The 22,315-nt window shown below is 53.4% G+C and carries 22 protein-coding genes; 10 read left to right on the forward strand and 12 right to left on the reverse strand.

Going from position 1 to position 22,315, the window contains the following annotated elements:
• Position 1 precedes the first annotated feature (1 nt).
• Positions 2-913, reverse strand: a complete 912-nt coding sequence (locus ACOT1A_RS04950; protein ID WP_045332789.1) for a hypothetical protein — start codon at positions 911-913, stop codon at positions 2-4.
• Between the two features lie 253 nt (positions 914-1,166).
• Between ACOT1A_RS04950 and ACOT1A_RS04955 the strand changes: the two genes are divergently transcribed.
• From ACOT1A_RS04955 to ACOT1A_RS04970, 4 genes are all read left to right on the forward strand, one after another.
• Complete coding sequence (locus ACOT1A_RS04955) at positions 1,167-1,532, forward strand: hypothetical protein (RefSeq protein ID WP_139153942.1); 366 nt, start codon at positions 1,167-1,169, stop codon at positions 1,530-1,532.
• Between the two features lie 159 nt (positions 1,533-1,691).
• Positions 1,692-2,762 (forward strand): ParA family protein, encoded by a 1,071-nt coding sequence (locus tag ACOT1A_RS04960; protein WP_126490465.1) that lies wholly within the window; start codon positions 1,692-1,694, stop codon positions 2,760-2,762.
• Between the two features lie 738 nt (positions 2,763-3,500).
• A complete protein-coding gene (locus ACOT1A_RS04965; protein ID WP_126490467.1) occupies positions 3,501-4,460 on the forward strand; it encodes a reverse transcriptase family protein in 960 nt (319 codons plus the stop codon).
• A gap of 396 nt (positions 4,461-4,856) precedes the next feature.
• A complete protein-coding gene (locus tag ACOT1A_RS04970; RefSeq protein WP_063849417.1) occupies positions 4,857-5,156 on the forward strand; it encodes a contact-dependent growth inhibition system immunity protein in 300 nt (99 codons plus the stop codon).
• A gap of 337 nt (positions 5,157-5,493) precedes the next feature.
• Here ACOT1A_RS04970 and ACOT1A_RS04975 read toward each other — a convergent pair whose 3' ends face one another.
• The 6 genes from ACOT1A_RS04975 to ACOT1A_RS05000 all read right to left on the reverse strand — a co-directional run bounded on the left by ACOT1A_RS04975 (position 5,494) and on the right by ACOT1A_RS05000 (position 11,447).
• Positions 5,494-6,810 carry an amidase gene (locus ACOT1A_RS04975; RefSeq protein WP_276169948.1) on the reverse strand — a complete coding sequence of 439 codons (1,317 nt, stop codon included), beginning with the start codon at positions 6,808-6,810 and terminating at the stop codon, positions 5,494-5,496.
• A 54-nt stretch (positions 6,811-6,864) separates the two neighbouring features.
• Positions 6,865-8,160: a histidinol dehydrogenase gene (hisD, locus tag ACOT1A_RS04980; protein WP_276169947.1), complete on the reverse strand. Its 1,296-nt coding sequence runs from the start codon at positions 8,158-8,160 to the stop codon at positions 6,865-6,867.
• The gene (locus ACOT1A_RS04985; protein ID WP_368958415.1) at positions 8,161-8,355 is read right to left on the reverse strand and encodes an ester cyclase; all 195 of its coding nucleotides are present in this window, start codon (positions 8,353-8,355) and stop codon (positions 8,161-8,163) included.
• The gene (locus ACOT1A_RS04990) at positions 8,274-9,302 is read right to left on the reverse strand and encodes an ester cyclase (protein ID WP_368958416.1); all 1,029 of its coding nucleotides are present in this window, start codon (positions 9,300-9,302) and stop codon (positions 8,274-8,276) included. The genes ACOT1A_RS04985 and ACOT1A_RS04990 overlap by 82 nt, the downstream gene beginning before the upstream one ends.
• 106 nt (positions 9,303-9,408) lie before the next feature.
• Complete coding sequence (locus ACOT1A_RS04995; protein WP_022649093.1) at positions 9,409-10,380, reverse strand: nuclear transport factor 2 family protein; 972 nt, start codon at positions 10,378-10,380, stop codon at positions 9,409-9,411.
• Entirely contained in the window at positions 10,377-11,447 is a 1,071-nt protein-coding gene (locus ACOT1A_RS05000) for a LacI family DNA-binding transcriptional regulator (RefSeq protein ID WP_032625871.1), read from the reverse strand. Before ACOT1A_RS05000 ends, ACOT1A_RS04995 begins: the two co-directional genes overlap by 4 nt.
• A 308-nt stretch (positions 11,448-11,755) precedes the next feature.
• On the opposite strand from ACOT1A_RS05000, the gene ACOT1A_RS05005 reads away from it, so the two are divergent.
• From ACOT1A_RS05005 to ACOT1A_RS05030, 6 genes are all read left to right on the forward strand, one after another.
• A complete protein-coding gene (locus ACOT1A_RS05005; protein ID WP_022649095.1) occupies positions 11,756-12,994 on the forward strand; it encodes an MFS transporter in 1,239 nt (412 codons plus the stop codon).
• 75 nt (positions 12,995-13,069) lie between these two features.
• Complete coding sequence (hisD, locus tag ACOT1A_RS05010; RefSeq protein WP_276169945.1) at positions 13,070-14,392, forward strand: histidinol dehydrogenase; 1,323 nt, start codon at positions 13,070-13,072, stop codon at positions 14,390-14,392.
• Positions 14,393-14,395: 3 nt separating this feature from the next.
• A complete protein-coding gene (locus tag ACOT1A_RS05015; RefSeq protein ID WP_063137595.1) occupies positions 14,396-15,160 on the forward strand; it encodes an SDR family NAD(P)-dependent oxidoreductase in 765 nt (254 codons plus the stop codon).
• A gap of 8 nt (positions 15,161-15,168) precedes the next feature.
• Positions 15,169-15,912: an alpha/beta fold hydrolase gene (locus tag ACOT1A_RS05020; RefSeq protein WP_023298422.1), complete on the forward strand. Its 744-nt coding sequence runs from the start codon at positions 15,169-15,171 to the stop codon at positions 15,910-15,912.
• Positions 15,894-16,685 (forward strand): HpcH/HpaI aldolase family protein, encoded by a 792-nt coding sequence (locus ACOT1A_RS05025; protein ID WP_276169944.1) that lies wholly within the window; start codon positions 15,894-15,896, stop codon positions 16,683-16,685. Before ACOT1A_RS05020 ends, ACOT1A_RS05025 begins: the two co-directional genes overlap by 19 nt.
• 11 nt (positions 16,686-16,696) lie before the next feature.
• Entirely contained in the window at positions 16,697-17,872 is a 1,176-nt protein-coding gene (locus ACOT1A_RS05030; RefSeq protein WP_276169943.1) for a cupin, read from the forward strand.
• A 101-nt stretch (positions 17,873-17,973) separates the two neighbouring features.
• Here ACOT1A_RS05030 and ACOT1A_RS05035 read toward each other — a convergent pair whose 3' ends face one another.
• The 5 genes from ACOT1A_RS05035 to opgC are packed head-to-tail and all read right to left on the reverse strand — an operon-like array spanning position 17,974 to position 22,079.
• Positions 17,974-18,393 carry an ATP-binding protein gene (locus tag ACOT1A_RS05035; protein ID WP_080343380.1) on the reverse strand — a complete coding sequence of 140 codons (420 nt, stop codon included), beginning with the start codon at positions 18,391-18,393 and terminating at the stop codon, positions 17,974-17,976.
• A gap of 7 nt (positions 18,394-18,400) precedes the next feature.
• Positions 18,401-18,739, reverse strand: coding sequence for an STAS domain-containing protein (locus tag ACOT1A_RS05040; protein ID WP_046621201.1), 339 nt, complete (start codon positions 18,737-18,739; stop codon positions 18,401-18,403).
• Positions 18,729-19,943 (reverse strand): PP2C family protein-serine/threonine phosphatase, encoded by a 1,215-nt coding sequence (locus ACOT1A_RS05045; protein ID WP_046621202.1) that lies wholly within the window; start codon positions 19,941-19,943, stop codon positions 18,729-18,731. Before ACOT1A_RS05045 ends, ACOT1A_RS05040 begins: the two co-directional genes overlap by 11 nt.
• 8 nt (positions 19,944-19,951) lie before the next feature.
• Positions 19,952-20,851 carry a hypothetical protein gene (locus tag ACOT1A_RS05050; protein ID WP_046621204.1) on the reverse strand — a complete coding sequence of 300 codons (900 nt, stop codon included), beginning with the start codon at positions 20,849-20,851 and terminating at the stop codon, positions 19,952-19,954.
• Positions 20,852-20,861: 10 nt separating this feature from the next.
• Complete coding sequence (gene opgC, locus ACOT1A_RS05055; RefSeq protein ID WP_276169942.1) at positions 20,862-22,079, reverse strand: OpgC domain-containing protein; 1,218 nt, start codon at positions 22,077-22,079, stop codon at positions 20,862-20,864.
• Positions 22,080-22,315 lie beyond the last annotated feature (236 nt).

A 22,315-nucleotide genomic window follows, 5' to 3' on the forward strand; every position in this document is an offset into this window, starting at 1 on the left:
ATCATCTCCTGGGAACCAGCGACCACTGTAGTAAAGTTCCTGGTATGTATTCAGTAAGTCTCTCACACCGAGGACAGCTGTCATTAGAATTATAGTTGTATTGAGCACGTCCAGTTAGGATTAGTAGTGTCTCATCATCTACACAACCTACGCCAATAGGCCGTTTGATATCTTCTGAACCGTTGCCTCGACCAGAGCCAACAAAACGAGATTCACCAACCAGCATAGCTCTTTCTACAGAAGATACTTCGTTTTGAGTGCTAAGACCATCATCATCAGGCATGAAACTCTTAAAAATCCCCAAGCCAAGGTCACATACAATGAAAACAACGCGGTTTTCTTCTGGATTGAACCAAGCACATTGCCACCAGCGTTTACCTTTCAATAGAAGCAAATCATCTTTGAAGGCATCGTCTTCATACGCATGGTGAGAGACATTAAGCAAAGCCTCACTGATAGCTGTTAGCAACAAATCCAGCTGTTCATCATTTAAGACAGCTTTCCTTTGCAGCATGGTTACAGTTTCAACGATATGCTCAAAAGGTTCGACAGCAGACTGAAAAAAACGTTCCTCGTGGGTAAGAGCCTGAAGCTTTTCTTCAGTCCCGGCCAGCAATGCTCGCGAGAGCCCCGTACTTACGATCCAGCGGTGCCCCTCAGGATTCTTCTCCTTTTTTGGCCACTTGAAGCGTATTAAGTGGGGATCTCCTGTTAGCAACTGTGCTCGATTCACTACCGCAAAAAAAAGTAACGATGCCGCTGCAGATGCAAATCTTACCTTGGATAAATCGATCTCAAGTTTACGACCATGCTTGACCCCCATCGTCTCGATGAAGTTGAGAAACTGAAGGGTACCAGGTCGGTATTCGTCAGAATAAATACATATTTCAGGAGGTGGGGCAAGTACAGTCATCCTTTACTTCCTTGAAATTAGGGGGATCAAGATTTTACACATGTTTCTAAACATTAGACAGAAGCAAGACTCCACAAGGACATGAAAATGCACGTGAAATGCACTTGAGGCCTGTCATAGCAACAGAGTCCTTTATTTTCAATGAGTTAAATACATTTCAGACGCGAGTTCAACTCCCGCCAGCTCCACCAAATATAACGGCCTGATTCTCTTAGAGTTTCAGGCCGTTTTTCTTTGGGCGTGTGGCACAACTGTGACTCAGGAGTGTACCATATGCCATCAAACAGCATTCCCCATTACCTCTACAAGCGTAACCACACCTGGTGGTTCAGGAAGCGTTTCGTATCTGAGGGCAACAGCCGCCAACAACGTATATGTAAAGCTCTCATGTGAAAACAACACCACTGTGGACATCACGCTCAAGCAGCAGGAACAAGTTGGTTGGGCCGACTTGTCCACCCCAAACGGAACGCGGAGGGCAAAGTTCTTCATGGGAGCAGAGGATAATGATGGGGTGAACAGTCTGACATTCTCCAGTCTTGGCATCGCGTTCAACATTAACTACACAGCAGATAAAAAATTCACGCTCAAAATGATAAGTAGTGGCAGCGGAGAGTAATCCTGCAACGTGGTGTAATCACCGACTAGAGAATGAATCTGACTCCTCTTTGATTACAGTCGTATTTCAAAGAGGAATTCCATTGGTATGCCCTTCCACGGTTAAGAGCTTATGTTAAAGTGATTCCCTAAACGATAAAATTAGGGGCAACAGTACGTTATGGTTACTTTATCTCTTTTTAATAACAAAGGCGGTGTAGGTAAAACTACACTTACATGGAACCTTAGCGTTGCTTTAGCAGCCAAAGGTAAATCAGTTTTACTGATCGACTTTGATCCGCAGTGTAACTTATCAATTGCAACACTGAGTGATGCAAACTTTGCTCGTCTATTGCACACAAACGCACAGGCTCCTTTCGGTCAAACGATTAGAGCCTTCGGGCAGCCTTACATTCAACAAAACAGAACCCCTGAAGTAGTCATAAATCATCCTAAATATCCTATGCCTCAGGGATCTGGCCATCTAGATATCGTTGCCGGAGATTTTTGGCTTAACAATCTTTCAGACACACTCAACGTTGGTACCGATCTTATTGCTGGTACAAGTATTTATCGCTTCCTGATGCCTCATTTGATCTCGAAAGCTGCTGAGGAAACAACGGGCATTAGCTACGATTATGTTCTCATCGACTTGCCGCCATCATTCAATACATTAGTTCGTTCTGCTCTTTACTGCTCCGATTACTTTATCGTTCCATGTACAGCAGATATGTTTTCGGCCTACTGCATCGGTTTAATTGGTGAAATGCTTCCTAAGTTTGCCACTGACTGGCAACAAGGCGTCTCTCGATATCTTGCTGGGAATGCTCACGACCCCATTTTGTCCATAAAAGGACAGCCTAAATTTGCAGGGTGGGTATTCAATGGATTCGATATGAGAAAGAAACAAGGGGCAACAGTAGCAACTGAAGTAGGGGCTGACCTAGCACATAGAAATGTTATTAGTACCGCAGTACAAAACGCATTAATCCCTAGCCTACAAACCATCACTTCATACAATGCAGTGCCTAGTTTTGTTACTAGGGAACCAGTAGCGAAAGTGGAAGATTTAAACGTTATGGCTCCTGACAGCATTATTCAAAGCGTCCCGCTTAAATACCTCAAGACTGTTCGCCCAACTTCACACGTTTTAGTTCGTGGACAATGGGCTAAAAACCAAACTGACTTGATGGATAAAATGGACGCAGAGCACGACAAACTTGCTGACCACGTGATCGCTAACTGTGTGTAATGCTCCTATTGATTAGTGGTACTAGCCAATAACGATCTGCACGAATTCAACTTCCAGTTAGGGAGTTGAATTCGCGTCCTAATTCCCCTCCTAATCATCACTCACATTTCGAAACAAATCTCTAACCGATCTATTGCTAACCATATGAATATGATCATAAAATTAGCCTGCTAGTACCTAGGAGAGACTTTCTCGCAAAAGCTTGATGGTTTGCTTGTCAGCCATCGTGGAGGTTTCGGCCTCTAATCTCTCCCCCACACGACGCATGCCAGGCTTGCTCAATGTTCCAACGTTACGATGCTACGCATCACCGACGCTCTGGTTCTTACCGGGACAGCTAGGATTGCTGGATTTGTGGCGAGAGGACGTCACTCTGTGACGTCGAAAACTGGGGTTAATTGCTGAACATCTCTTATTCCTGTCAGTTCAGGCGAGACTGGTGGCCATGTTGGTCATCGGGAACTGAAAGGGAGATGTAATATGGGTCGTAAGACACGTAAAAGTCGAAAGACGCATACAAGTCGAAAGACACGTAAGAAATACCAGGCTAGTGTTCAGCAAACGTTTTGTGTGAAGGAGAAACTAAAGAAATACTCCAAAGATACCGGTAAGTACATCCTTGCCTTGGTTTTCAGCGAAGTGTTTTCTACGGTTTTTCATTCTGAAGCTGTTACCTCCTTCTTTGCATCCATCAAGGGATTCCTGTAATGGAGGCTATAATGGATTGGAGCAACGACGATGAAAAGCACAAAACGTACCCCTAGTCTTCAAAGATCCCCTAAGATTTACCCTTTGAATCAATCCCCTCTATACAAACTTAAAACTAGAAAAAAACTATTCGAGATCATAGGCCTATCAAAGAAGCAGGCTGATAAACTCATGCTTGACTCTGCGTACAAAGAATTCGAAAACGACGCAGGAAGGAAGATTCAGGAACCGATTGCCCAGCTCAAAGCGGTTCATAGGAGGCTCGGCGTATTATTAAGCAGAATCGAATTACCTCTATATCTTCACTCCGGTCGGAAGAAACATTCAACACTAACTAATGCAGAATCACATAAGCAGGCAACTGAACTTCTGAAGCTCGACATTCATAAGTTTTTTCCTTCGACTAGCGCTGCGAAGGTCTACAAAGCATTTGTTGAGAAATTTGAGATGTCACCTGATGTGGCTTATGTAATGGCCAATCTAGCAACCTTTGCAGGAAAAGTGCCTACAGGCAGCCCGATAAGCATGGCTATGGCGTTTTGGGCCAATAAAGATATGTTCGACGAACTTAGCAACCTTGCAGCCTCAAACAGCCTAGTATTTACGGCATATGTTGACGATGTAGCGTTCTCTGGTTCGAAAATCCCAAAAGGATTTGCCGCCCAAGCTAAAAAATGTATTCGTTCTCATGGCCTCACCTCTAAAGACAAGAAAGAGCGATTTTATCCGTCTTCAGAGGGAAAACTGCTTACAGGGATAGTGATTCAGGATGGGGAACTTAAGGTTCGTTGGGCACACTATGATTCAATCGGAAAAGAATTCGCTACTTTGGCTGACGCAAAAGACAACGCTGCAAAAATAATCCATCTAGAAAAGCTAGCAGGTAAGCTGCATGCGGCCGGTCAAGTTGACTTCAGACAGAAAGATAGAGCTCGCTTCTTCACTCAGCAACTCAGAGCAGCCAAAAAGCAATCAACTCAGGACAGTTAGGGCTATTGATCGTAACTAGTTGGATGTGCCGTACTGCTGTGACATTGATTCCCGCTACATTGCTCAAAGAATCAGATAGTTAGTATTTGGTGTCGCTTTCATCCAGCTCCACCAAATAAAACAAGGGGTTACGTGAATACGTAACCCCTTTTTTTGCCCATGTCCACATTACGTCCACTCGGCAAAACTTTGGCCAGCACTAACTTCAGTAACCCCAGTTTTACATTTTTGCATCCAGTGCCCATATGCCGCTTGCCACGCCTCTTGTTCATCGGCAAAAGATGTTCTGCAATAGGCAACTACTCAATGCCTTTTGAACCAAACTCCGAGTACAAGGATGACCAGCTCTGTCGCTATATCCTTACAGCATTCCCGACCCCATAGGACAAATGGATTATGCAAAATTTCTATCATATTGATCAGCTGATTCAGGGTTATTTCAATCAGGATAATGACCTCATAAATGAGGGAGAGGATACTATTGAGGGCACTATTGAACTCTATAAAAAAACAGCTCCCGACTGGATGTTAAAAGAGTTAGCCGAAGAGGTCGATTGTTTCTTTGCGCTTTACGGAGACAGGCTGGATGAGGAATTCAAAAGCCGGTATGGATTTGATTTTTCACCTGAGTTGTGGGATTCAACCCCATTCGATTTCCTGATGACTGTGCGCAAACTTGCCCTTTCTTCGAAGTAGCTACAGGCAGACAAACCCGCAGCGACTTAACCGACCTCAGACCAGCAACAGCCGGTCTTTTTCTTTCTAAATATAAGTTAAGGGTGAACAGTTAAATCCAAAAAAGCTTTTTCTTGATGTGATCCATTCAAAAAACAGGTTTGCTTAACCACAGGAAACACTGCAACAAATCGCCATTGGCATACCCGTGAAAGTTGAATTTATAAATTATCAACAAAAAAACAGCCTATTAATGAATTTATTCAGACTCCACCAGTCCAAAAATCCTCCATCGGTGATTACCAGAATCACCCGATGAAGTGCTGAAAGCCCGCACGGCGCAAGCTCTGCGGGCTTTTTATATCTGTCCCTTCCCGTCCAGCGCCCCCTCACACGCCAGCGCCAGCACCATCAGCGCCGTCTCATTCTCCTGCACCGATAACATCTCCATCCCCACCGGCAGACCGATACGGCTTACGCCGCACGGCAACGTTATAGCTGGCAGGCCGCTGATGGCGGCCAGTTCCGGCGCGCAGCCTGGCGGCATCTTCGCCATACTTTCTGGTAACCGTTGTACGGTGGGATACACAAATCCGTCGATGCGCTGCGCCTCCGCCACCTGGCAAAGGCTCTGCCGTAACAGGCGCTGAAAGCGACGCCCCGCCAGCCAGAGCGGAGTTTTCAGCGTGCTACTCGCCAGCATCTGACGTAGAAACGGCGCAAACTCTGGCAGGTAAGCGCCGGAGTCCACAATGCTTGTCAGTCCGGAGGGAGCGCCAGGCTGTTTGCTAAGCCAGTCGTCAATCGCCACGCGAAATTCATACAGGCTCAGGCATGTCGCCTGACTTACGTCGTCCAGCAAAGGTAATGATACCTCCACCAGCGTTGCTCCGGCACGACGCAACGTGTGCAGCGCCGACTGCCAGACCTCCAGCTGTACCTCATCCTCTCCCTGTAACGCGGTTACCACACCAAAGCGAACGCCTTTCAGCGAACGCACAGGAAGCGCAACCGGTGGCAAACCATGGATCACCGCATGCAGCAAGGCGGCATCTTCAACGCTATGTACCATTGGCCCAACGGTATCTTTGCTGGGCGAGAGCGGCGCTACCCCGTCCAGCTGTGAACGGCGAAAAGCAGGCCGTAGCCCCACCAGCCCGGTATAGCTACAGGGAATGCGGATAGAGCCGCCGGTATCGGTACCCAATGCGCCATCCGCCATCCCCGCCGCCACCGCCGCGGCGCATCCTCCGCTGGAACCTCCGGCGGTGAGTGACGGGCGAAGCGGGTTTGCCACATCGCCCCCCAGCGAGCTTCGCGAGCGCACGTCAAAAGCAAACTCGGACATATTCGCTCTGGCGAGGATAATCGCTCCTGCCCTGCGCAACCGCTGTATAACAAGCGCATCCGACGTCGCGTTAAGTGAGGCCAGCGCCCGGCAGCCAAGAGTAATGGGCATCGGTGCGCAGGCAATATTATCTTTGACGATCAACGGCACGCCGTGCAGGGGGCCGATCGGCTCCCCGCGTCGACGCTGCTGCTGATGCTGTTCCGCCTGAGACATGGCGTCAGGGTTAACCCCGAGGATCGCGTTGAGCGCCCGGTGCTGCTGAATGACGTCGAGACGGCGGGCAATTTCCTCCGGGCAGTCGTCTGGCGGTATCAGGCGCTTCATAGTCTCAGGCTCCCTCGTGATGAAAACCGGGCAGAAGGCTGCCCGGGATACGTTTTAGTCCCGCATGCCGGTAGTAATGGCATCAATGTCCTGCGGACGCAGACGAATTTCCGCCGCCCGTCGGTGCCCCTGCATCCCCTCGGTACGGCTCTGGCGGATCGCCGGTTCTGCGATTGCCGGGATACCCTGCTCGTCAATCCACTGATGGGTACAGATTTTGACGTACGCCCCAACCCACAGACCGCCGGTATAGCGTGCCGCCGCCATCGTCGGTAACGTATGGTTGGTGCCGCAGCATTTATCAGAGAACACCACGCTGGCGTTCTGACCAATAAACAGCGAGCCATAGTTGCGGATCTTCGCCGCCGTCGCGTGCGGATCGCGGGTATGCACCTGCAAATGCTCCGTCGCCATATGGTCAGCAAACGCAATCAGCTGCGCTTCATCTTCGCAGAGCACAATCTCACCCTGCCGGCGCCACGCCTCCCCCGCCGTGGCGGCCGTTGGCAGGCTGGCAAGCTGACGCTCAACCTCCGCCAGGGTACGCTCAGCGATATCCCGGCTGGTTGTCGCCAGCCCGACACGGGTATGAATATCGTGCTCTGCCTGCGCCAGCATATCGGCGGCCAGAATGCGCGGATCGGCGCTGTCGTCAGCGATAGTGAAAATCTCGCTCGGCCCGGCGAGGGCATCAATGCCGACTCGACCAAACACCTGGCGTTTCGCTTCGTTAACGAAGGCGTTGCCTGGCCCAACGATTTTGTCCACCGATGGAATGCTCTCCGTTCCCCAGGCCATGGCCGCAATGGCCTGCGCGCCACCTACCCTGAAAATGCGGTGCGCGCCCGCCAGATGGCAAACCGCGATCATCGCAGGATGCGCTCCCGGCGGCAGACAGGCGATGATCTGTTCGCAGCCCGCCACCGTCGCAGGGACAATCGACATCACCGGCGCAGAGAGGATCGGGTAACGCCCACCCGGCACGTAGCAGCCTACCGTCTGCACCGGGATGATCCGGTGACCGAGATGTACGCCAGGCAGCGTCTCAACTTCCAGCGGCTGCATGGTCGCCAGCTGCGCCTGCGCAAAACGACGCACCTGATTAATAGCAAACTCGCTGTCGCGACGCGTCTGGGCATCCATCGCCTCCAGTGCTTCGGCGATCTCCTGCTCGCTCACCTCAAAGTGCGTCGGCACGACGTTATCAAACTGCTGCGAAAAGGCTTTCAGCGCCGTATCGCCTTCGGTTTTCACGCGCTCGATAATGGCGCTGACCTTCTCCGTCAGGGAACGATCGGCCTGCGCATCCTGCCCCTGCGGGCGCTTAATCCAGCTCACCTGATTTAACATTTACGCGTCCTCCATCTGGCCGAGTTTGATTTGCGCCAGCAGCGCCAGGTGGTCATACACGACCCATTCATCAACAATTTTGCCGTTGACAATGTGGTAGTGCGACATGCCCATCACGAACAGTCGTTCTCCGGTCGGCTTGCCCAGTTCGCCGTAACCCAGGTGATGCCCTTCGATGATCCAGCGAACCGCCACTTTGACGCCGCGTCATCGCACGGGTTGGAACAGATATGCTGCGGCAGCCACGCGCCGTCAGGGATCATCCCCACCAGCGCCAGCGTCTGATGGGTTACCGCCGCGGTGCCGTACAGCTCTTTCATCAGCGGGCCATGCCACTGCACGTTAGGGGCGTAAACCTCTTTGATTTTGCCGAACATCCGACGATTGTAGATCTCATGCAGCCAGCGCAGGCACTGCTCTTCCGTATCGGTGTGTGCAATGGATACATCGCACTCCATCTCCGGCGGATATTGTCCCAGCATGCGGCCATTTTCGCCGATGTCCATCACGCGGAAGCCTTTATCAAACTGCTCCTTTGCCATATTAAATGCGATTTGATCGGTATTCAGGCCAAGCTGTTTCATTAACGACATGTTGTCGCTGACTACCCACTCCCGGTAAATTTTATTCTCGTGGATCATACAATCCGCCACGGTACGGGTAACGAAGGTGCGGTTGGTCGGCTTGCCTAAATGGCTGTGCTGGGTATGCCGCCCGCTTCCCGTCACCAGGTGAGAGGTATAAAAACCGTCAACATCATTTCCGTTCCAGATAACCTGGGTTGCCATGCCGCGCCGCTCCGGGAAGGCAATTAAGCGTTGCAGCGTATCCTGTACCACCTGCTCACGGTTATAGAGTGTCCCCAGCGCGTTATACAGCACGCAGTTATGGGTATAGTGAGAATAAATTAAGCCGACATCGCGCTCGTCCCATATTTTATGGGTGCAGCGAACGATATAATCGACAATATCGGTATAGCAGTCATCAAAGCCGCGTAATGATTGCACGCGCGGTCTTTTTTCCGGTACCAGATCGACAAAATCACGACGTTCCACCTGTAATACAGGTTCCTCTTTCAGCGATTTCACGCTGCTTTTTTCGGGTACGGCTGGTGCTTTATTTGTTGCTTCGGTGGAAGACATATAAACTCCTGCTCTGTTTTCAGACAATAAGAACCCGCACCCGTAAGTGAGGGTGAATTAAACTCGATTATTTTCGGTGGCCAGAATAAGGGGGCTGCCGCCCCTGTTAATTCACTATTTGCGACCAGATCGCTAATTCATCGATCCCCAGATATTCACGGAAAATTAAACCATCACGTAATTCAAGCTGGCTGATACCGGTAATTGATATGGGTTTACGGGTTGGCGCACCAAATTTGCCGTAACCGTCATGCCAGGTTAATAACGACCAGCGCAGGGAAAGCCGAATCGGCTCGTTAGGATCTTTACGCACAATCAGATGATGGAGCTGCGTTTCGCTGTCGGCAAATGAAGCGCGGTAGCCAGAAAGCTGTGCGCCAATTTCCTGCTCACCGGTGCAGAGGCAATGACCCGGCGCGTAAAGCGTCGCCGCCGGGTGATAGAGACCGGGCACCACGCCACTGTTACCGCCCGCCCACATGGTTAAGTAGCGCTCAACGACGCCTGCCAGCGCCCCTTCTACGTCGTCGCCCTCGGGCCCGCCCGCCCAGCGGGCATCCAGCGTCTCGGCAGAGACCGCCTCCACGCCAAGCTGCTGGCGCATGGTCGCCAGGTTAAAGGCAAATTCGCGGATATCCAGCCCCAGTTGCGCCACAATCGCTGCACGATCCTGAAGCAGCCACTCCTGGCGTACGGCCCCATCAACACAGATGCGATCGGCCCAGGTGCGGACCCAGACATTTTTCCCGGTCGGCGGGCCAAAAAATCCCTCCCCCTGATGCTGAATGCGGGCTACGGTACGCTGAGCCGCATAGTACTCGTCCCCCGGGTTCTGGCTGCACAGAATATCCTCCGTCAGCACCGCTCGCTGCGGGAAGCTGTGCATCGCCTCAAGCGTCAGGCGCATAAACTGGGAAAGCTCATGCAGCTGTTTTTCGGGGGTAGTGAAAACCACCGGCGTGGCGTAAAAATCCGCCAGCTGGCCGATATCTTTCTGCTCCCAGACGACATGCGTCAGCGTCAAAATGAACTGCTGGATAGAGTCGAATTGAGGGCTGAAGCCCCGCAATCTGGTCATGTGCGCTCCTTAGACTGGAATAGCGTTAAACCATTGGTTTCGATAACGCCGCTGCGTGGGCGACGCGCCGAGTGGCGTATCACCAGCGTACCGGGCACCGTAATCTGTTCAGGCTCTATGGTTCCGCTGTCAATTTGCTTCATTAACAGTTCCACCGTGGCATCTACCATCGCGCCGACCGGCTGCGACGCCGAGGTCAACGCATAAGAGGGCCAGCCGGAAGGGCCGATGTCGTCATACCCGACAATGGAGACCTCCTCCGGAATGCGCAAACCAAACTCATAGCGCGCCACATCCATTACCGTGACGGCCATATGATCGTTGGCGACAAAGACCGCATCCGGCGCTGGCGACGCCGAAAACAGGGTATAAGCCGCCCGGGTGGTTTGCTGAGCGTCGTAATTCCCGTGCACCACCCGCACATCGGTGATGCCATGTTCTTCCAGCGTGGAGATGAACCCGTGCTGGCGGGCGATATTGACTGGGGAATCAGCCACGCCGCCCACGTAGGCAAAACGCTTGTGCTCCCCCGCCAGCAGAAACTCGGCAATCTGCCGCGCGGCCGCTTCGTTATTACTGTTGACGCTGGAGGCCATGCCACTCTCTTCGCTGCGGTTAAACAGCACTACCGGGATCCCGGCGGCAAGACACTCCTCAGACAACTCCAGCGACAGCGTCACCGAGGCCAGCACAATGCCATCCACCCGGTACTGCATAATCTGGTCAAAAATACGGTCAACGTTACCGTCCCGGTCGCCAACGAACAGCAGCAGGTGATAGTTCAGCGTATCCAGCTTTTGTGCCAGCGCCTCCAGCACCTGCGAGTAAAAGGGGTTATCAAAGTAAGAAATGACGACACCGATAATGCGCGAACGCGCCGTGTTGAGCGAACGGGCGATCGCATTCGGGCGATAGCCCAACTCGCGCGCCGCCTTCAGCACTTTTTCACGCGTTGCCGGTGAAATGCTGGCCCCCGGCGTGAACGTTCGCGACACCGCAGATTGCGATACCCCCGCCAGTTGAGCGACCTGTTGGGATGTGACTGCTGCAAAAGTCTTACGTTTCATTACCCCTGATTCCTTATCAACGTCCTGCCCATTTGCGCGTGCTTCAAACGCCTCAGCAAGTGGGTGTTTTTTATACTTACACCACCTTTGCATGCGTATGCAACACAAAAAATTAAAATTCTCACAACAAGATCGAGATCACTTTACAAACATGAAACCTTTTCGTAACTTCAAATCTTGAATACGTATGCAAAGAGTTTTCATACCGTCAATGGTACCGGAGAGAACAGGAGTCGCCCAAAGGATTGAACCGGTAAACGTCGTCCCTGACTGGTTATAACCCATTAATTCTTAAGAGGTTCAAAACCATGTTTCAAGCACTGTTACGCCGTCGGGAAGCCCGGCTCTTTTTCATCATCAGCATCCTGTTCTTTATCTGCATCCATAGCATTGATGCATTCCTGGCCCCCATGATGATCAACCAGGGCATTGAGCCACAGATCATGGGCATCATCATGGGCGCATCTGGGCTGGCAACCCTTCTGATACGCTTCCCGTTAGGCATTATTTCCGACGTGGTTAAAAGCCGCAGGATCTTCATCCAGATTGGCCTGCTGCTGCCAATTATCGCCTGGCCAATTGCCTGGCTTGAACCCAATGCCATTACGCTGTATCTGGCGAAAGCGGCAGACGGCGTCACGGCGGCGACATGGGTGCTGTACAACATCCTGTTCATGCGTTACTTCGGTCGCAACGAAGCCCCTGCCGCCGTCGCGCTGCTGGCGCTGGCAGGGCCCATCGGCGTGTTTCTCGGCAACTGTATTGGCGCGGTGCTGATTCACTATTTTGCCAATAACATCGCCTTTTTTGTCTCCTGCATCTCCGCCCTGGTGGCGCTGATCCTGACGACCCGCATTCAGGACGTGCACGACCCGGTGCAGGCCCCCACGCTTAAAGCCTGCATCACCGGCGCGCGCCAGCAGCTGGCCGACCGTTCCGTCTGGCTGATTGGCATCCTGGCGACCGTCGTCATTCTGGTGCCCTTCGCCACCCGGGACACGCTGACGCCGGTCTACGCCGAACAGCTCGGCGCCCGGGCGGGGATCCTCGCGGTGCTCGGAAACATCCACCTTCTGTTTTACGGGCTGGCCATCGCCCTGTGCAGCTCGGTGTTTTATCAGCGCCTTGGGCTGGTAAAAACCGCCGTGCTCGGCATCGTTTTACAGGTGATCTCCACCTTCGGCATTCCCTTTACCAGCAATATGTACGTCATTTACCTGTGGCAGGCGCTGGCAGGTTTTTCGTTCGGTATGGCCTTTGCCGCATTCATGTCGCTCAGCGTAGTGAATACCTCGTCTGATGAACAATCCACGCGAATGGGACTATTCCAGACCATTTATTCCTGCGGCATGTTTGTCGGGCCGGTAATGATGGGCGTAATGATGCAACATATTAACCTGTCGTCCGGTTATATATTGATTGCCGCCCTTTCCGTTGTGGCCGCTATTGCCACGCCGCTGTCCGCTCGATGGGTATATGCCCGTAAAACGCAAACCTCAGCCCAATTATTAAAAAACGGTGCGTACGCCGCCGCGCCGGATCAATAACCCACTCTGAAGTAAACACCCTTTCCCGGTCTGCCGGGAGGACAACTGACATCTAAAAAAGGTAAGGAGAAGCGTGTGTCCTGGAAATTAAAAACCGGTAAATCTACCGAAGAGCGCCAGCAAGCCAACCAGCAAATAAGAGAAACGGTTGAGCAAATACTTGCGGATATTGAAAAGCGTGGAAATAAAGCCATTCGCGAATTATCCATTAAATTCGATCGTTATGACCGTCAGGATTATCATCTGACCCCCGCGGAGATCGATCGCTGCATAAAACAGTTAAGCCGCCAGGATATTCAGGATATTGAATTCGCCCAACAGCAGGTGGCGAATTTTGCCCGCGCGCAGAAAGAATGCCTGCGGGATCTGGAAATTGAAACGCGTCCCGGCGTTATTCTCGGGCATAAAAATATTCCGATTAACGCCGTGGGATGTTACGTGCCTGGCGGAAAATATCCCCTGCTCGCCTCCGCGCACATGTCGATTATCACCGCCAGCGTGGCGGGGTGCTCAAGAATTATCAGCTGTGCCCCGCCGTTTAACGGTCAGCCCGCCCCGGCGATTGTCGCGGCGCAAAAAATGGCTGGCGCAACGGAAATCTATGCCCTTGGCGGCATTCAGGCGATAGGCGCCATGGCGCTGGGCACGGACTCGCTGGCACCGGTCGACATGCTGGTCGGCCCCGGTAACGCGTTCGTCGCGGAGGCCAAACGCCAGCTGTTCGGCCGGGTAGGTATCGATCTGTTTGCCGGTCCGACGGAAACGCTGGTGATTGCCGATGACACCGTTGACGCGGAAATGTGCGCCACGGATCTGCTGGGCCAGGCCGAACACGGCGTCACCACCCCTGCCATCCTGCTGACGAACTCGCTCCAGCTTGCCAAAGAGACGCTCAGCGAAGTGGAACGGCTGCTGAAAAAGCTCCCTACCGCCGACATTGCCCGCCAGTCCTGGCAGGACTACGGGGAAATCATCGTCTGCGACAGCTACGAAGAGATGCTGCTGGAGGCAGATCGTATCGCTTCCGAACATGTTCAGGTGATGACCGACCGGGACGACTGGTTCCTGGCTAACCTGACCAATTACGGCGCGCTGTTCCTTGGGCCGCGTACTAACGTGGCCTACGGCGATAAGGTGATCGGAACCAACCACACCCTGCCGACGCAAAAAGCCGCACGCTATACCGGCGGCCTGTGGGTGGGCAAGTTCATGAAAACCTGCACCTTCCAGAAAGTCCTCAGCGACGAAGCCACCGCCGAAATCGGCAGCTATTGTTCGCGTCTGTCGTTGCTGGAGGGTTTCGCCGGACATGCCGAGCAGGCCAATATTCGCGTGCGCCGTTATGGCCAGACGGAGGTTCCCTACGCCACACCGGCCCCGGTCAGGGAAAAGGTGTAAGCCATGACGCTTTTGCAAACGCCCTCTTTCACCCTGCACGGCAAACGCGCGCTGGTAACCGGCGGGTCAAGAGGGATTGGCTTCGCTGCCGCCGTCGCCCTCGCACAGGCGGGCGCAGAGGTATGGATCGCCGCCCGGGGCCACGAGGCGCTGGCGCATGCCGCAAGTCTGGCAGCGGAACACAGGCTCGCATTTCACCCGCTGGAGCTGGATATTACCGACGCTCAGGAGGTGGAGCGTGTGCTGGCGACATTGCCCACGCCCGACATTCTGGTGAACAGTGCCGGGCTGGCACGCCACCAGCCGTTTCTTGAGGTGAACGAGGACAATTTCGATGCGGTGATGGCGCTTAACCTGCGCGCCACCTTTTTTGTCAGCCAGCGCGTGGCGCGCAGAATGCGGGCGGGCGGTAAGGGAGGGTCGATTATTCACATCTCATCGCAAATGGGACACGTTGGAGGCCCCGAGCGTAGCGTGTACTGTGCCTCCAAATTCGCGCTTGAAGGGTTAACCCGAACGATGGCGCTGGAGCTGGGCGATGCGGGGATCCGCGTTAATACGCTGTGCCCGACCTTCATTGAAACCGACCTGACGCGCCCGGCGCTTGCCGATCCGGCGTTCCGCCACTACGTGCTGGACAACATCAAGCTGCGCCGGTTAGGCAGGCTGGAGGACATTATGGGCCCGGTAGTGTTTCTCGCCTCAGATGCCGCCGGGCTGATCACCGGCAGTGCCCTGATGGTTGACGGCGGCTGGACCGCTACGTGAGGGATGCAATGGAATATCCGCTTCTGGACAATACCGATCTCCCGCTGGTGCTGCTTGGTGGCACGCTTTGTAACGCCCGGCTCTGGCAGCCCGTTATTGAACGGCTGAATGTCGCAGCGGTGTCGTGTATTACGCTGACGGGTGCGGAGTCCGCGCCGCAGGCGTCACGGCGGTTATTAGAGGTTCTGCCGCCGCGCTTTCTGCTGGCAGGGTTTTCTCTCGGTGCCATAGTCGCGCTGCAAATGGCCGCCGACGCGCCAGAAAGAGTGAACGGGCTGACGCTGATTTCCGTTAATCCGTTGCCCGTTGCGCCAGACACCCTCGCTTCACGCCGGGAAGCGGTACGCACCGCACAGGCGCGGGGCCTGGCCGACTGGCTGGTCTCCTCGCTGTGGCAGAGCTATGTCGCCCCGTCACGTCTGTCCGATCGGATCCTGCAAGAGACTATTTGCCGAATGGCGCAAGAGTGCGGCATTGAGACCTTTGCCGGGCAAACGGAAATGGCCATTCACCGGCAGGACAACCGGACTGCGTTTAACGCCCTCTCCTGCCCCACATTACTTCTAAACGGCGCGCAGGACGTTATCTGCACGCCCCATCATCATCAGCTACTGGCCGCAGGCAACGCGAACGTGACCAGACATACGGTGGAGGCTGGCGGGCATTTTATTCCGCTGGAAACCCCGGATGAGATCGCGCCGCTGCTGCGTCAGTGGATAACGGAGTGCATACAGTGCGCAAAAACAGTTTAAAGACCGCATTTCTGGAAAATAATCCCATCATAAACGGCTGGCTGGCGATCCCGTCAGGTTATAGCGCGGAAATTATGGGCCATCAGGGTTACGACGCCATCACCGTCGATTTGCAGCACGGCATGATTGATTTTGCCAGCGCGCTGTCAATGCTACAGGCGCTATCGGCCACGCCTGCCGTGCCGCTGGTGCGGGTGGCAGATAACGATCCGGCGCAAATCATGCGCGTATTAGACGCAGGAGCCTACGGCGTAATCTGCCCGATGATCTCCAGCGCGGAACAGGCTCGCCGTTTTGTCGCGGCCTGTCGCTATCCACCGCGGGGTGTTCGCTCCTTTGGTCCGGCCAGAGGTCTACTCTACGGCGGCAGTGATTATCCACAGCACGCTAACAACGAGATCCTGACGCTGGCGATGATCGAAACCCGCGAAGGGCTGGCTGATCTTGACGCCATCCTTGATACCGAAGGGCTGGACGGTGTGTTTATTGGCCCCAACGATCTCTCACTGACGCTGACCGGCAGCGCCAGCGCCGAATCGCAACATCCCGAAATGCTTGCTGCTATTGAGCGGGTGATTCACTGCTGCCGCCAGCAGCAGAAGATTGCCGGAATTTTCTGCACTTCCGGCGCGGCCGCCGCAGCGCGCATTGATCAGGGTTTTCAGTTTGTTACCCCTGCAAACGACGTTATGCAACTGGGTCGCGCCTCGCGTGAAGCCATTGCCCTCGCCCGCGGCAACGCTATCCCTACCACCGGTGCATCCGGTTATTAAAAGGAGAAATAATGAAAACCATCCATCTTACCCAGAGTCAGGCACGAACACGGTTAATCGCCCCCGAGGACATGGTTTCCTGTAATCTTGCTTTTATTGATTGCAAGCTACCCGGCTCGCATCTCAAACAAAACTATTCCTTCATCGGCCCGGGTGTAACCCAGTCCAGCGAGCAGGTCGTCAATATTCCCGAGCCGCACGGCTTTAACATTGGCGCGGCGGCTATGCCGAAAGGGGTGACGAATAATCTGCATCTGCATTTCACCGCCGAGGTGTTCCTGATCCATGAAGGAACATGGCGTTTTCGCTGGGGTGCCAACGGCGAGCATGAAGCTGAATTTAGCGCACCCACTATCCTTTCAATACCGACCTGGATCTTCCGCGGTTTCACCAACGTCAGTAAAGAAGAGACCAGCGGTATGGTGTTTACGGTGCTCGGCGGGGACAACACGGGCGGCATCATCTGGCATCCTTCCGTGCTGGCGGCAGCCAGCGAATACGGAATGTATTTGAGTAAAGACAACATGCTCATCACACAGGAAACCGGCGACCCGCGGCCTGACCCCGCCGCGCTGCTGACGCCGCTGTCAGAGGAATATATTGCCGGGCTGCGTGACTACAGCGTTGAGGAGATGCGCCAGCGTGCGGTAACCGGCGATGACCGCTGCTGGTCAGCCCAGGGACTGCTGGATTCGGTGCTGCCAGGACACGGCGGCGAAATTGCGCCGGTTATCGGTTTCGGCATTTCACAGGATCGGGATTCCGCTCCCGCTATCGTGAGCCCGCACGGTTTTTCCGTCGAATGGCTGCGTCTCGCCGAGGATCACGTTGTGGGCCGCCATCTCTGCCCGGATATTCAGGTCATTATGGTCTTTAAAGGCCAGCTGGAGGTCACCTGGAACGAGGCGGGCGAAGAAGTGAGCGTTATCGCTCCGGAACGTTCGGTGATCTCTGTTCCGGCAAACAGCTGGCGTCGCTACCGCGCGGTTGACGGCAAAACGGAGTTTATTCTGACGACCCGCGGCGATCAGCGTAAGCGCCTCTACTGGGATGAAGCGATCCTGCAACAGGCGAGAGAACACAATCGCTGTCTCGATCCCGATGGCTACGTGGCCGATGCCGACATCCTGCCTGCCACGGCCCGTCGGGCCGGTGCGATACTGGAGAAATGGCAGGCGAATGCCTGACTGAGCTTATACTCGTCATCACGATACTGGCGCAGACTGTTCACTGCGCCATTGTGGTTATCAACATACCGCCCCTCACCGGGCCTTCTTAAACGCCAACATTATCCGACCATCCTCTTCTCCAGAACGGTGATATTTTTCCCTGCAACGTTTTCCACCGTGAAATTATCGACATACAAAAAAATGAGTTTCAGTCCTCTGCCGCTTTCAGCCAAAAGAGAGGCATCGAACGTCGCATCGTCCCGCACCGCCACGAGACGTTCAGCGGGAAATTCATCGCCATCGTCCGTAAAACGCAGCGTCGCGTCCGAGACGGTAGCGATGAACTCCACGCTGAAGCAACGTTCCGGATCCTCATGTAGCGCATGACGAATAATGTTGGTAGCCGTCTCACAGGCGGCGAGATCGAGCGCAAAGCGCCAGTCATCGCTGACGGATAGCGAGGCCATCTGGCTCTCAAGCCATGCCGCAAGCGGCGAGACTGAAGTTAACGTGGCGGGAAAAGAGATGTGGTTAGCCACAGTCAACTCACTGATTTAGCTGCGCAAGTGCCGTTGCGCGATCCGGGCAGATGCGAAATATGCGATCCATACGGGTCAGGGTAAACATGTTGCGTATACCGGGGTTCAGCGCACATAACATCATTTCACCTTTACCGTTCATCATTTTCAGCAGGGAAACCAGCGCACCAAGGCCGCTACTGTCGATAAAATCGATTTTGCTGAAATCGACTATCAGGGATTTACGATCTTCCCCAATCTCCCTGGCAATGGCTTCCTTAAATCCCGCCGCCACCGAGGCGTCCAGTCGGCGCACCGATGGGGTCATAATGTTTACCTCGCTCAGCCGGTCTGTATCAATGTTCATCGTTTACTCCTGTACGCTCAATTACTAATAAGGAAACATCATCGGCCATGGCCTGCTGTTCACGACATTCTCCGCTGCGCCAGCGTATAAGATGCTGTGCAAACTGCGGTAAGAGCTGTTCCAGCGCTAGCGTGACATCACTCTGAAGCCGACGCTGCAAACGCGCCTGACCAAACTGTTCGTTATCAGGGTTCTCACACTCGGTAATACCATCGCTAAACAGACAGAGGCGATCACCCGGTGCCAGCGAGAAGCTCACGTCTGTCCAGCTGAGATCCGGCATCAATCCTACCGGCGCACCGCCTTCACCGACCGTCCTGACCTCGCCACCAGGGTTCACAATGAACGGTGTAGGATGCCCGGCCTGGCACAGCTTGCCTTCGCCTGTCGCCAGGTCGATAACGCCGTAAATCATGGTGAAATAACTCATTATCTCAGCCTCTTCGCTGCAAAAGCGACCGTTCAGGATGCGAACGACTTCTGCAGGGGACGCAACATCGCTCTCGTCCGCAAACAGAAAACGCTCTACCGCCCTGCCATGCAGAAACTGACGGGCAACAGCAAGTGACATCATCGCCGCACCGACGCCGTGCCCCGACACATCAACACAGTAGAATCCCAGATGGTTGTCGAGAGGGAAGACATTGAAAATATCGCCCGATACCCAGGCTGACGGCAGGAAAATCCAGTCGGCAAAATAATCCCGGTAGCGCAGCTGATGCGCGGGCAGAACCGACTGCTGGATCCGTGCCGCCACCTCAAGGTCTTGCTCTATCTGCCTTAACGCCTCGCTGAGGCGCGCATTACGCGCAGCAAGCGTGGCTTCAAGGGACAAAACCCGTGCCCCCGCGTGCAATCGCGCCCGTAGCTCACTCTGCTCGACTGGCTTATTGAGAAAATCATCCGCACCGGCGTCAAAACCCACCGTCAGATCGCCCGGCTCTTCGCGCGCGGTAAGCAAAATTACATAAACATAATGGCCGAACTGGCGGCTGCGAACCTCCCGGCACAATGTCAGGCCATCCATTTCCGGCATATCCCAGTCGCTAATCACCAGGCTGACGGGCTGGTTTTCAAGGATCTCAAGCGCGGCGACGCCATTCTCCGCCTCGTAGACGATATACCCCCACTGCGTCAGCATACGGCTAAGCAGGCGACGATAAACCAGTGAATCTTCAACTATCAGGACGTGCTGGGACAACATACGCCCTCCTATAGCGGTAAGAACCAGATGACGCTGACGGTGCCTTCCCGGAATTTACCGCTGCCGCTCTGGTGGCCGGGGTAACGGGTGCCGGAGTAGTTTGCATACTGAACAGAGAATGAACCTGGCGTATAACCCGCATAGCCAAAGCTATAGCTGTAGTCGCCGTTCCAGGGCTGCTGCTGGCTGCTGTCCGGAAACCAGAACGCCGTGGCGCGTACGAAAAAATGCTGCTTAAAGGTATAACCACACCCGCCCAATACCACGTTCTTGTTTTTGCGGATATCGTTGCTGTCCAGATCGTAATAGCGCGGAACCCAGCTGTAGCCCATCTGGCAAATGATGGAGTCGCCTTTGTTGATCAGAAGCTTATTCTCTACGGGCTTCGGCAGTGAAAATTTATACGCCAGCGTCACGGCCCCCTGCTCAAAATAGGTGTGACGACGGGTTCCTGACGTCCAGAAGCGGTTATCCCCGTAATTACTGTAAACCAGGCTGACCGTGTTGGCATGCCAGTCGTCATAGCCAAAGCTGTAGCGAAAATCGGCCGTGTAGCGGCTGGTGTCCGTCACCGGTAACCTCGATGTCACGTTGGCAAACCAGTAGCTGTAGGGTGAGTATTGCAGGCTAAGATTGAGCGTCTGGTTGTATTTTCTTTTCTGATCTGCGCTGTCCGAGCTGTTCGGGATGGTCATCCACTGCTCTTTCAGGCCGGAACTAAAGCTCAGCGCGCCAGAGAAAACGTCTTCATTCCCTGAAAACAGACGTCCCCAGCGGCTGGTGAACACGCCAGCCTGCACCGGCTCACCGTTCTTGTCACGTAGCGATTCCGCATCGTCCTTCGGCGCAGCCTCAGCCCCAGTGGCAACGCACAATAGTGCGCAGGTCAGCAAAAATTTATCCCGCATCTGCCCTTCCTTAGTTAGGTATCCAGCGCGCGGCGACATTATATTTCGCCATCAGCCACAGCACGCCCAGCGTCGCCGCGTGAATGAAGGTGTTCACAGCCCAGTCATGGCGCCACAGATCGAACGTAACGAACTGGCTTACCAGGAATACGACGTAGAGGTGCAAAATAAAGGTATAAAGCGAATTCTGACCCAGGGGGATAAGAAACCAGCCCGCGAAGCGATACAGGGGCAGCCAGTACCAGGTCAGCAGCAGATAGACCGTCACCATCAGGCTGATATCGTTAAGCACCCTGATGGGTCCCAGGCCATTTTTTGCCGCCCAGGTATGGTAAAAAGCGTTAAAGTCCTCGGGTGAAAGACTGTGCATGAGCAGCGCGGGCGGCATAAACGGGTTGGTATGGTTCTGGGCAATAAAGCCAAGAATCAGCGCAATCATCACCAACGCCACGAGCACTACCTTACCGGCGGGCGTGCGGGCAAAGGAGATCAACTCCTCTTTGTACCAGCCGCTGCACATTCCCAGCACAAAAATAAACTGCCAGGCCAGCAGCGGAAACGCGAATTCAAACTGAGACGGCGTAACCCGCACCGGCCACACCTGCCAGCAGCCGTAAACGAGTAACGATAGACCCAGCAGCCAGTAGACGTATCCTTTCTGAAGCATTCCCAAAAACAGGGGGCTTAACAGCAGAAGAAAAATATAGAGTCCAAGGATTTGCGTTTGATGAGGGCCAATTTGCAGGTAGAGGACAATGTTAAACCAGGTTTCTTTAATTTGCGGCGTCACCGGATACAGTGACCAGGTTGTCCCCGAGTAACGATCGGTAAAATGGGTCACCTCAAAGACGTTAATAAACGGAAGATATCCTAATAGCAAAAATGAAAGAATAATGATGATATTTACGCGATATATTTTCCACGCGCGCAGATAAAGCCCCCAGGATATAGTCAACAATACCGTTTTTTGCAATCTGACACGGTTTAACATTCCCAGCATAAATCCGGAAAGGATGACAAAACCCTCGGCACCAGTGACCAAACCAAATCTTTCCCAGGTAAATATATTAAATATCGACATCACTTCAGTGTGCGCCACCACCATCATCACTAACGCGATACCGCGCATAAAATCAATACGTAAATCACGTTTATCCGACAGGGCGTAACGCCATGTTGTTGGTTTGTCAGCATCTTTTTTTATAAGCACAGGCGCAATCTGGCTCATGGGGCGTCGCGTTCTCCATGCTAAAAAAGTTTCTTGTATTTTATTTAGATAGCGTAAAGAAAAGCATCTGGCAATGTTTGGAAGATCTTACGATATTATTAAGCGTGGTTAACAATTAATTAAGCAGATGTAAATAATCGACTATTAACACCTCTGGAATTATTTCCCCCACGTTCTACACTTACTTTACTTTTTGTTTGCGGACGTGATTTTTCGTTTTGCGATCCCTGTCGGTA

The organism is Enterobacter cloacae complex sp. SYL003, assembly GCF_049236925.1.
Lineage (GTDB): Bacteria > Pseudomonadota > Gammaproteobacteria > Enterobacterales > Enterobacteriaceae > Enterobacter > Enterobacter intestinihominis.

Excerpts from the sequence above, each read along its gene's own strand:
- ACOT1A_RS04990 (WP_368958416.1), bottom strand. The coding sequence starts at position 9,302 with ATGTCTTCCACCGAAGCAACAAATAAAGCACCAGCCGTACCCGAAAAA.
- opgC (WP_276169942.1), bottom strand. The coding sequence starts at position 22,079 with ATGAGCCAGATTGCGCCTGTGCTTATAAAAAAAGATGCTGACAAACCA.
- hisD (WP_276169947.1), bottom strand. The coding sequence starts at position 8,160 with ATGTTAAATCAGGTGAGCTGGATTAAGCGCCCGCAGGGGCAGGATGCG.
- ACOT1A_RS05015 (WP_063137595.1), top strand. The coding sequence starts at position 14,396 with ATGACGCTTTTGCAAACGCCCTCTTTCACCCTGCACGGCAAACGCGCG.
- ACOT1A_RS04995 (WP_022649093.1), bottom strand. The coding sequence starts at position 10,380 with ATGACCAGATTGCGGGGCTTCAGCCCTCAATTCGACTCTATCCAGCAG.
- ACOT1A_RS04970 (WP_063849417.1), top strand. The coding sequence starts at position 4,857 with ATGCAAAATTTCTATCATATTGATCAGCTGATTCAGGGTTATTTCAAT.
- ACOT1A_RS05020 (WP_023298422.1), top strand. The coding sequence starts at position 15,169 with ATGGAATATCCGCTTCTGGACAATACCGATCTCCCGCTGGTGCTGCTT.
- ACOT1A_RS04960 (WP_126490465.1), top strand. The coding sequence starts at position 1,692 with ATGGTTACTTTATCTCTTTTTAATAACAAAGGCGGTGTAGGTAAAACT.
- ACOT1A_RS04950 (WP_045332789.1), bottom strand. The coding sequence starts at position 913 with ATGACTGTACTTGCCCCACCTCCTGAAATATGTATTTATTCTGACGAA.
- ACOT1A_RS05040 (WP_046621201.1), bottom strand. The coding sequence starts at position 18,739 with ATGAACATTGATACAGACCGGCTGAGCGAGGTAAACATTATGACCCCA.
- ACOT1A_RS05000 (WP_032625871.1), bottom strand. The coding sequence starts at position 11,447 with ATGAAACGTAAGACTTTTGCAGCAGTCACATCCCAACAGGTCGCTCAA.
- ACOT1A_RS05005 (WP_022649095.1), top strand. The coding sequence starts at position 11,756 with ATGTTTCAAGCACTGTTACGCCGTCGGGAAGCCCGGCTCTTTTTCATC.
- ACOT1A_RS04965 (WP_126490467.1), top strand. The coding sequence starts at position 3,501 with ATGAAAAGCACAAAACGTACCCCTAGTCTTCAAAGATCCCCTAAGATT.
- ACOT1A_RS04975 (WP_276169948.1), bottom strand. The coding sequence starts at position 6,810 with ATGAAGCGCCTGATACCGCCAGACGACTGCCCGGAGGAAATTGCCCGC.
- ACOT1A_RS05030 (WP_276169943.1), top strand. The coding sequence starts at position 16,697 with ATGAAAACCATCCATCTTACCCAGAGTCAGGCACGAACACGGTTAATC.
- ACOT1A_RS05050 (WP_046621204.1), bottom strand. The coding sequence starts at position 20,851 with ATGCGGGATAAATTTTTGCTGACCTGCGCACTATTGTGCGTTGCCACT.
- ACOT1A_RS05045 (WP_046621202.1), bottom strand. The coding sequence starts at position 19,943 with ATGTTGTCCCAGCACGTCCTGATAGTTGAAGATTCACTGGTTTATCGT.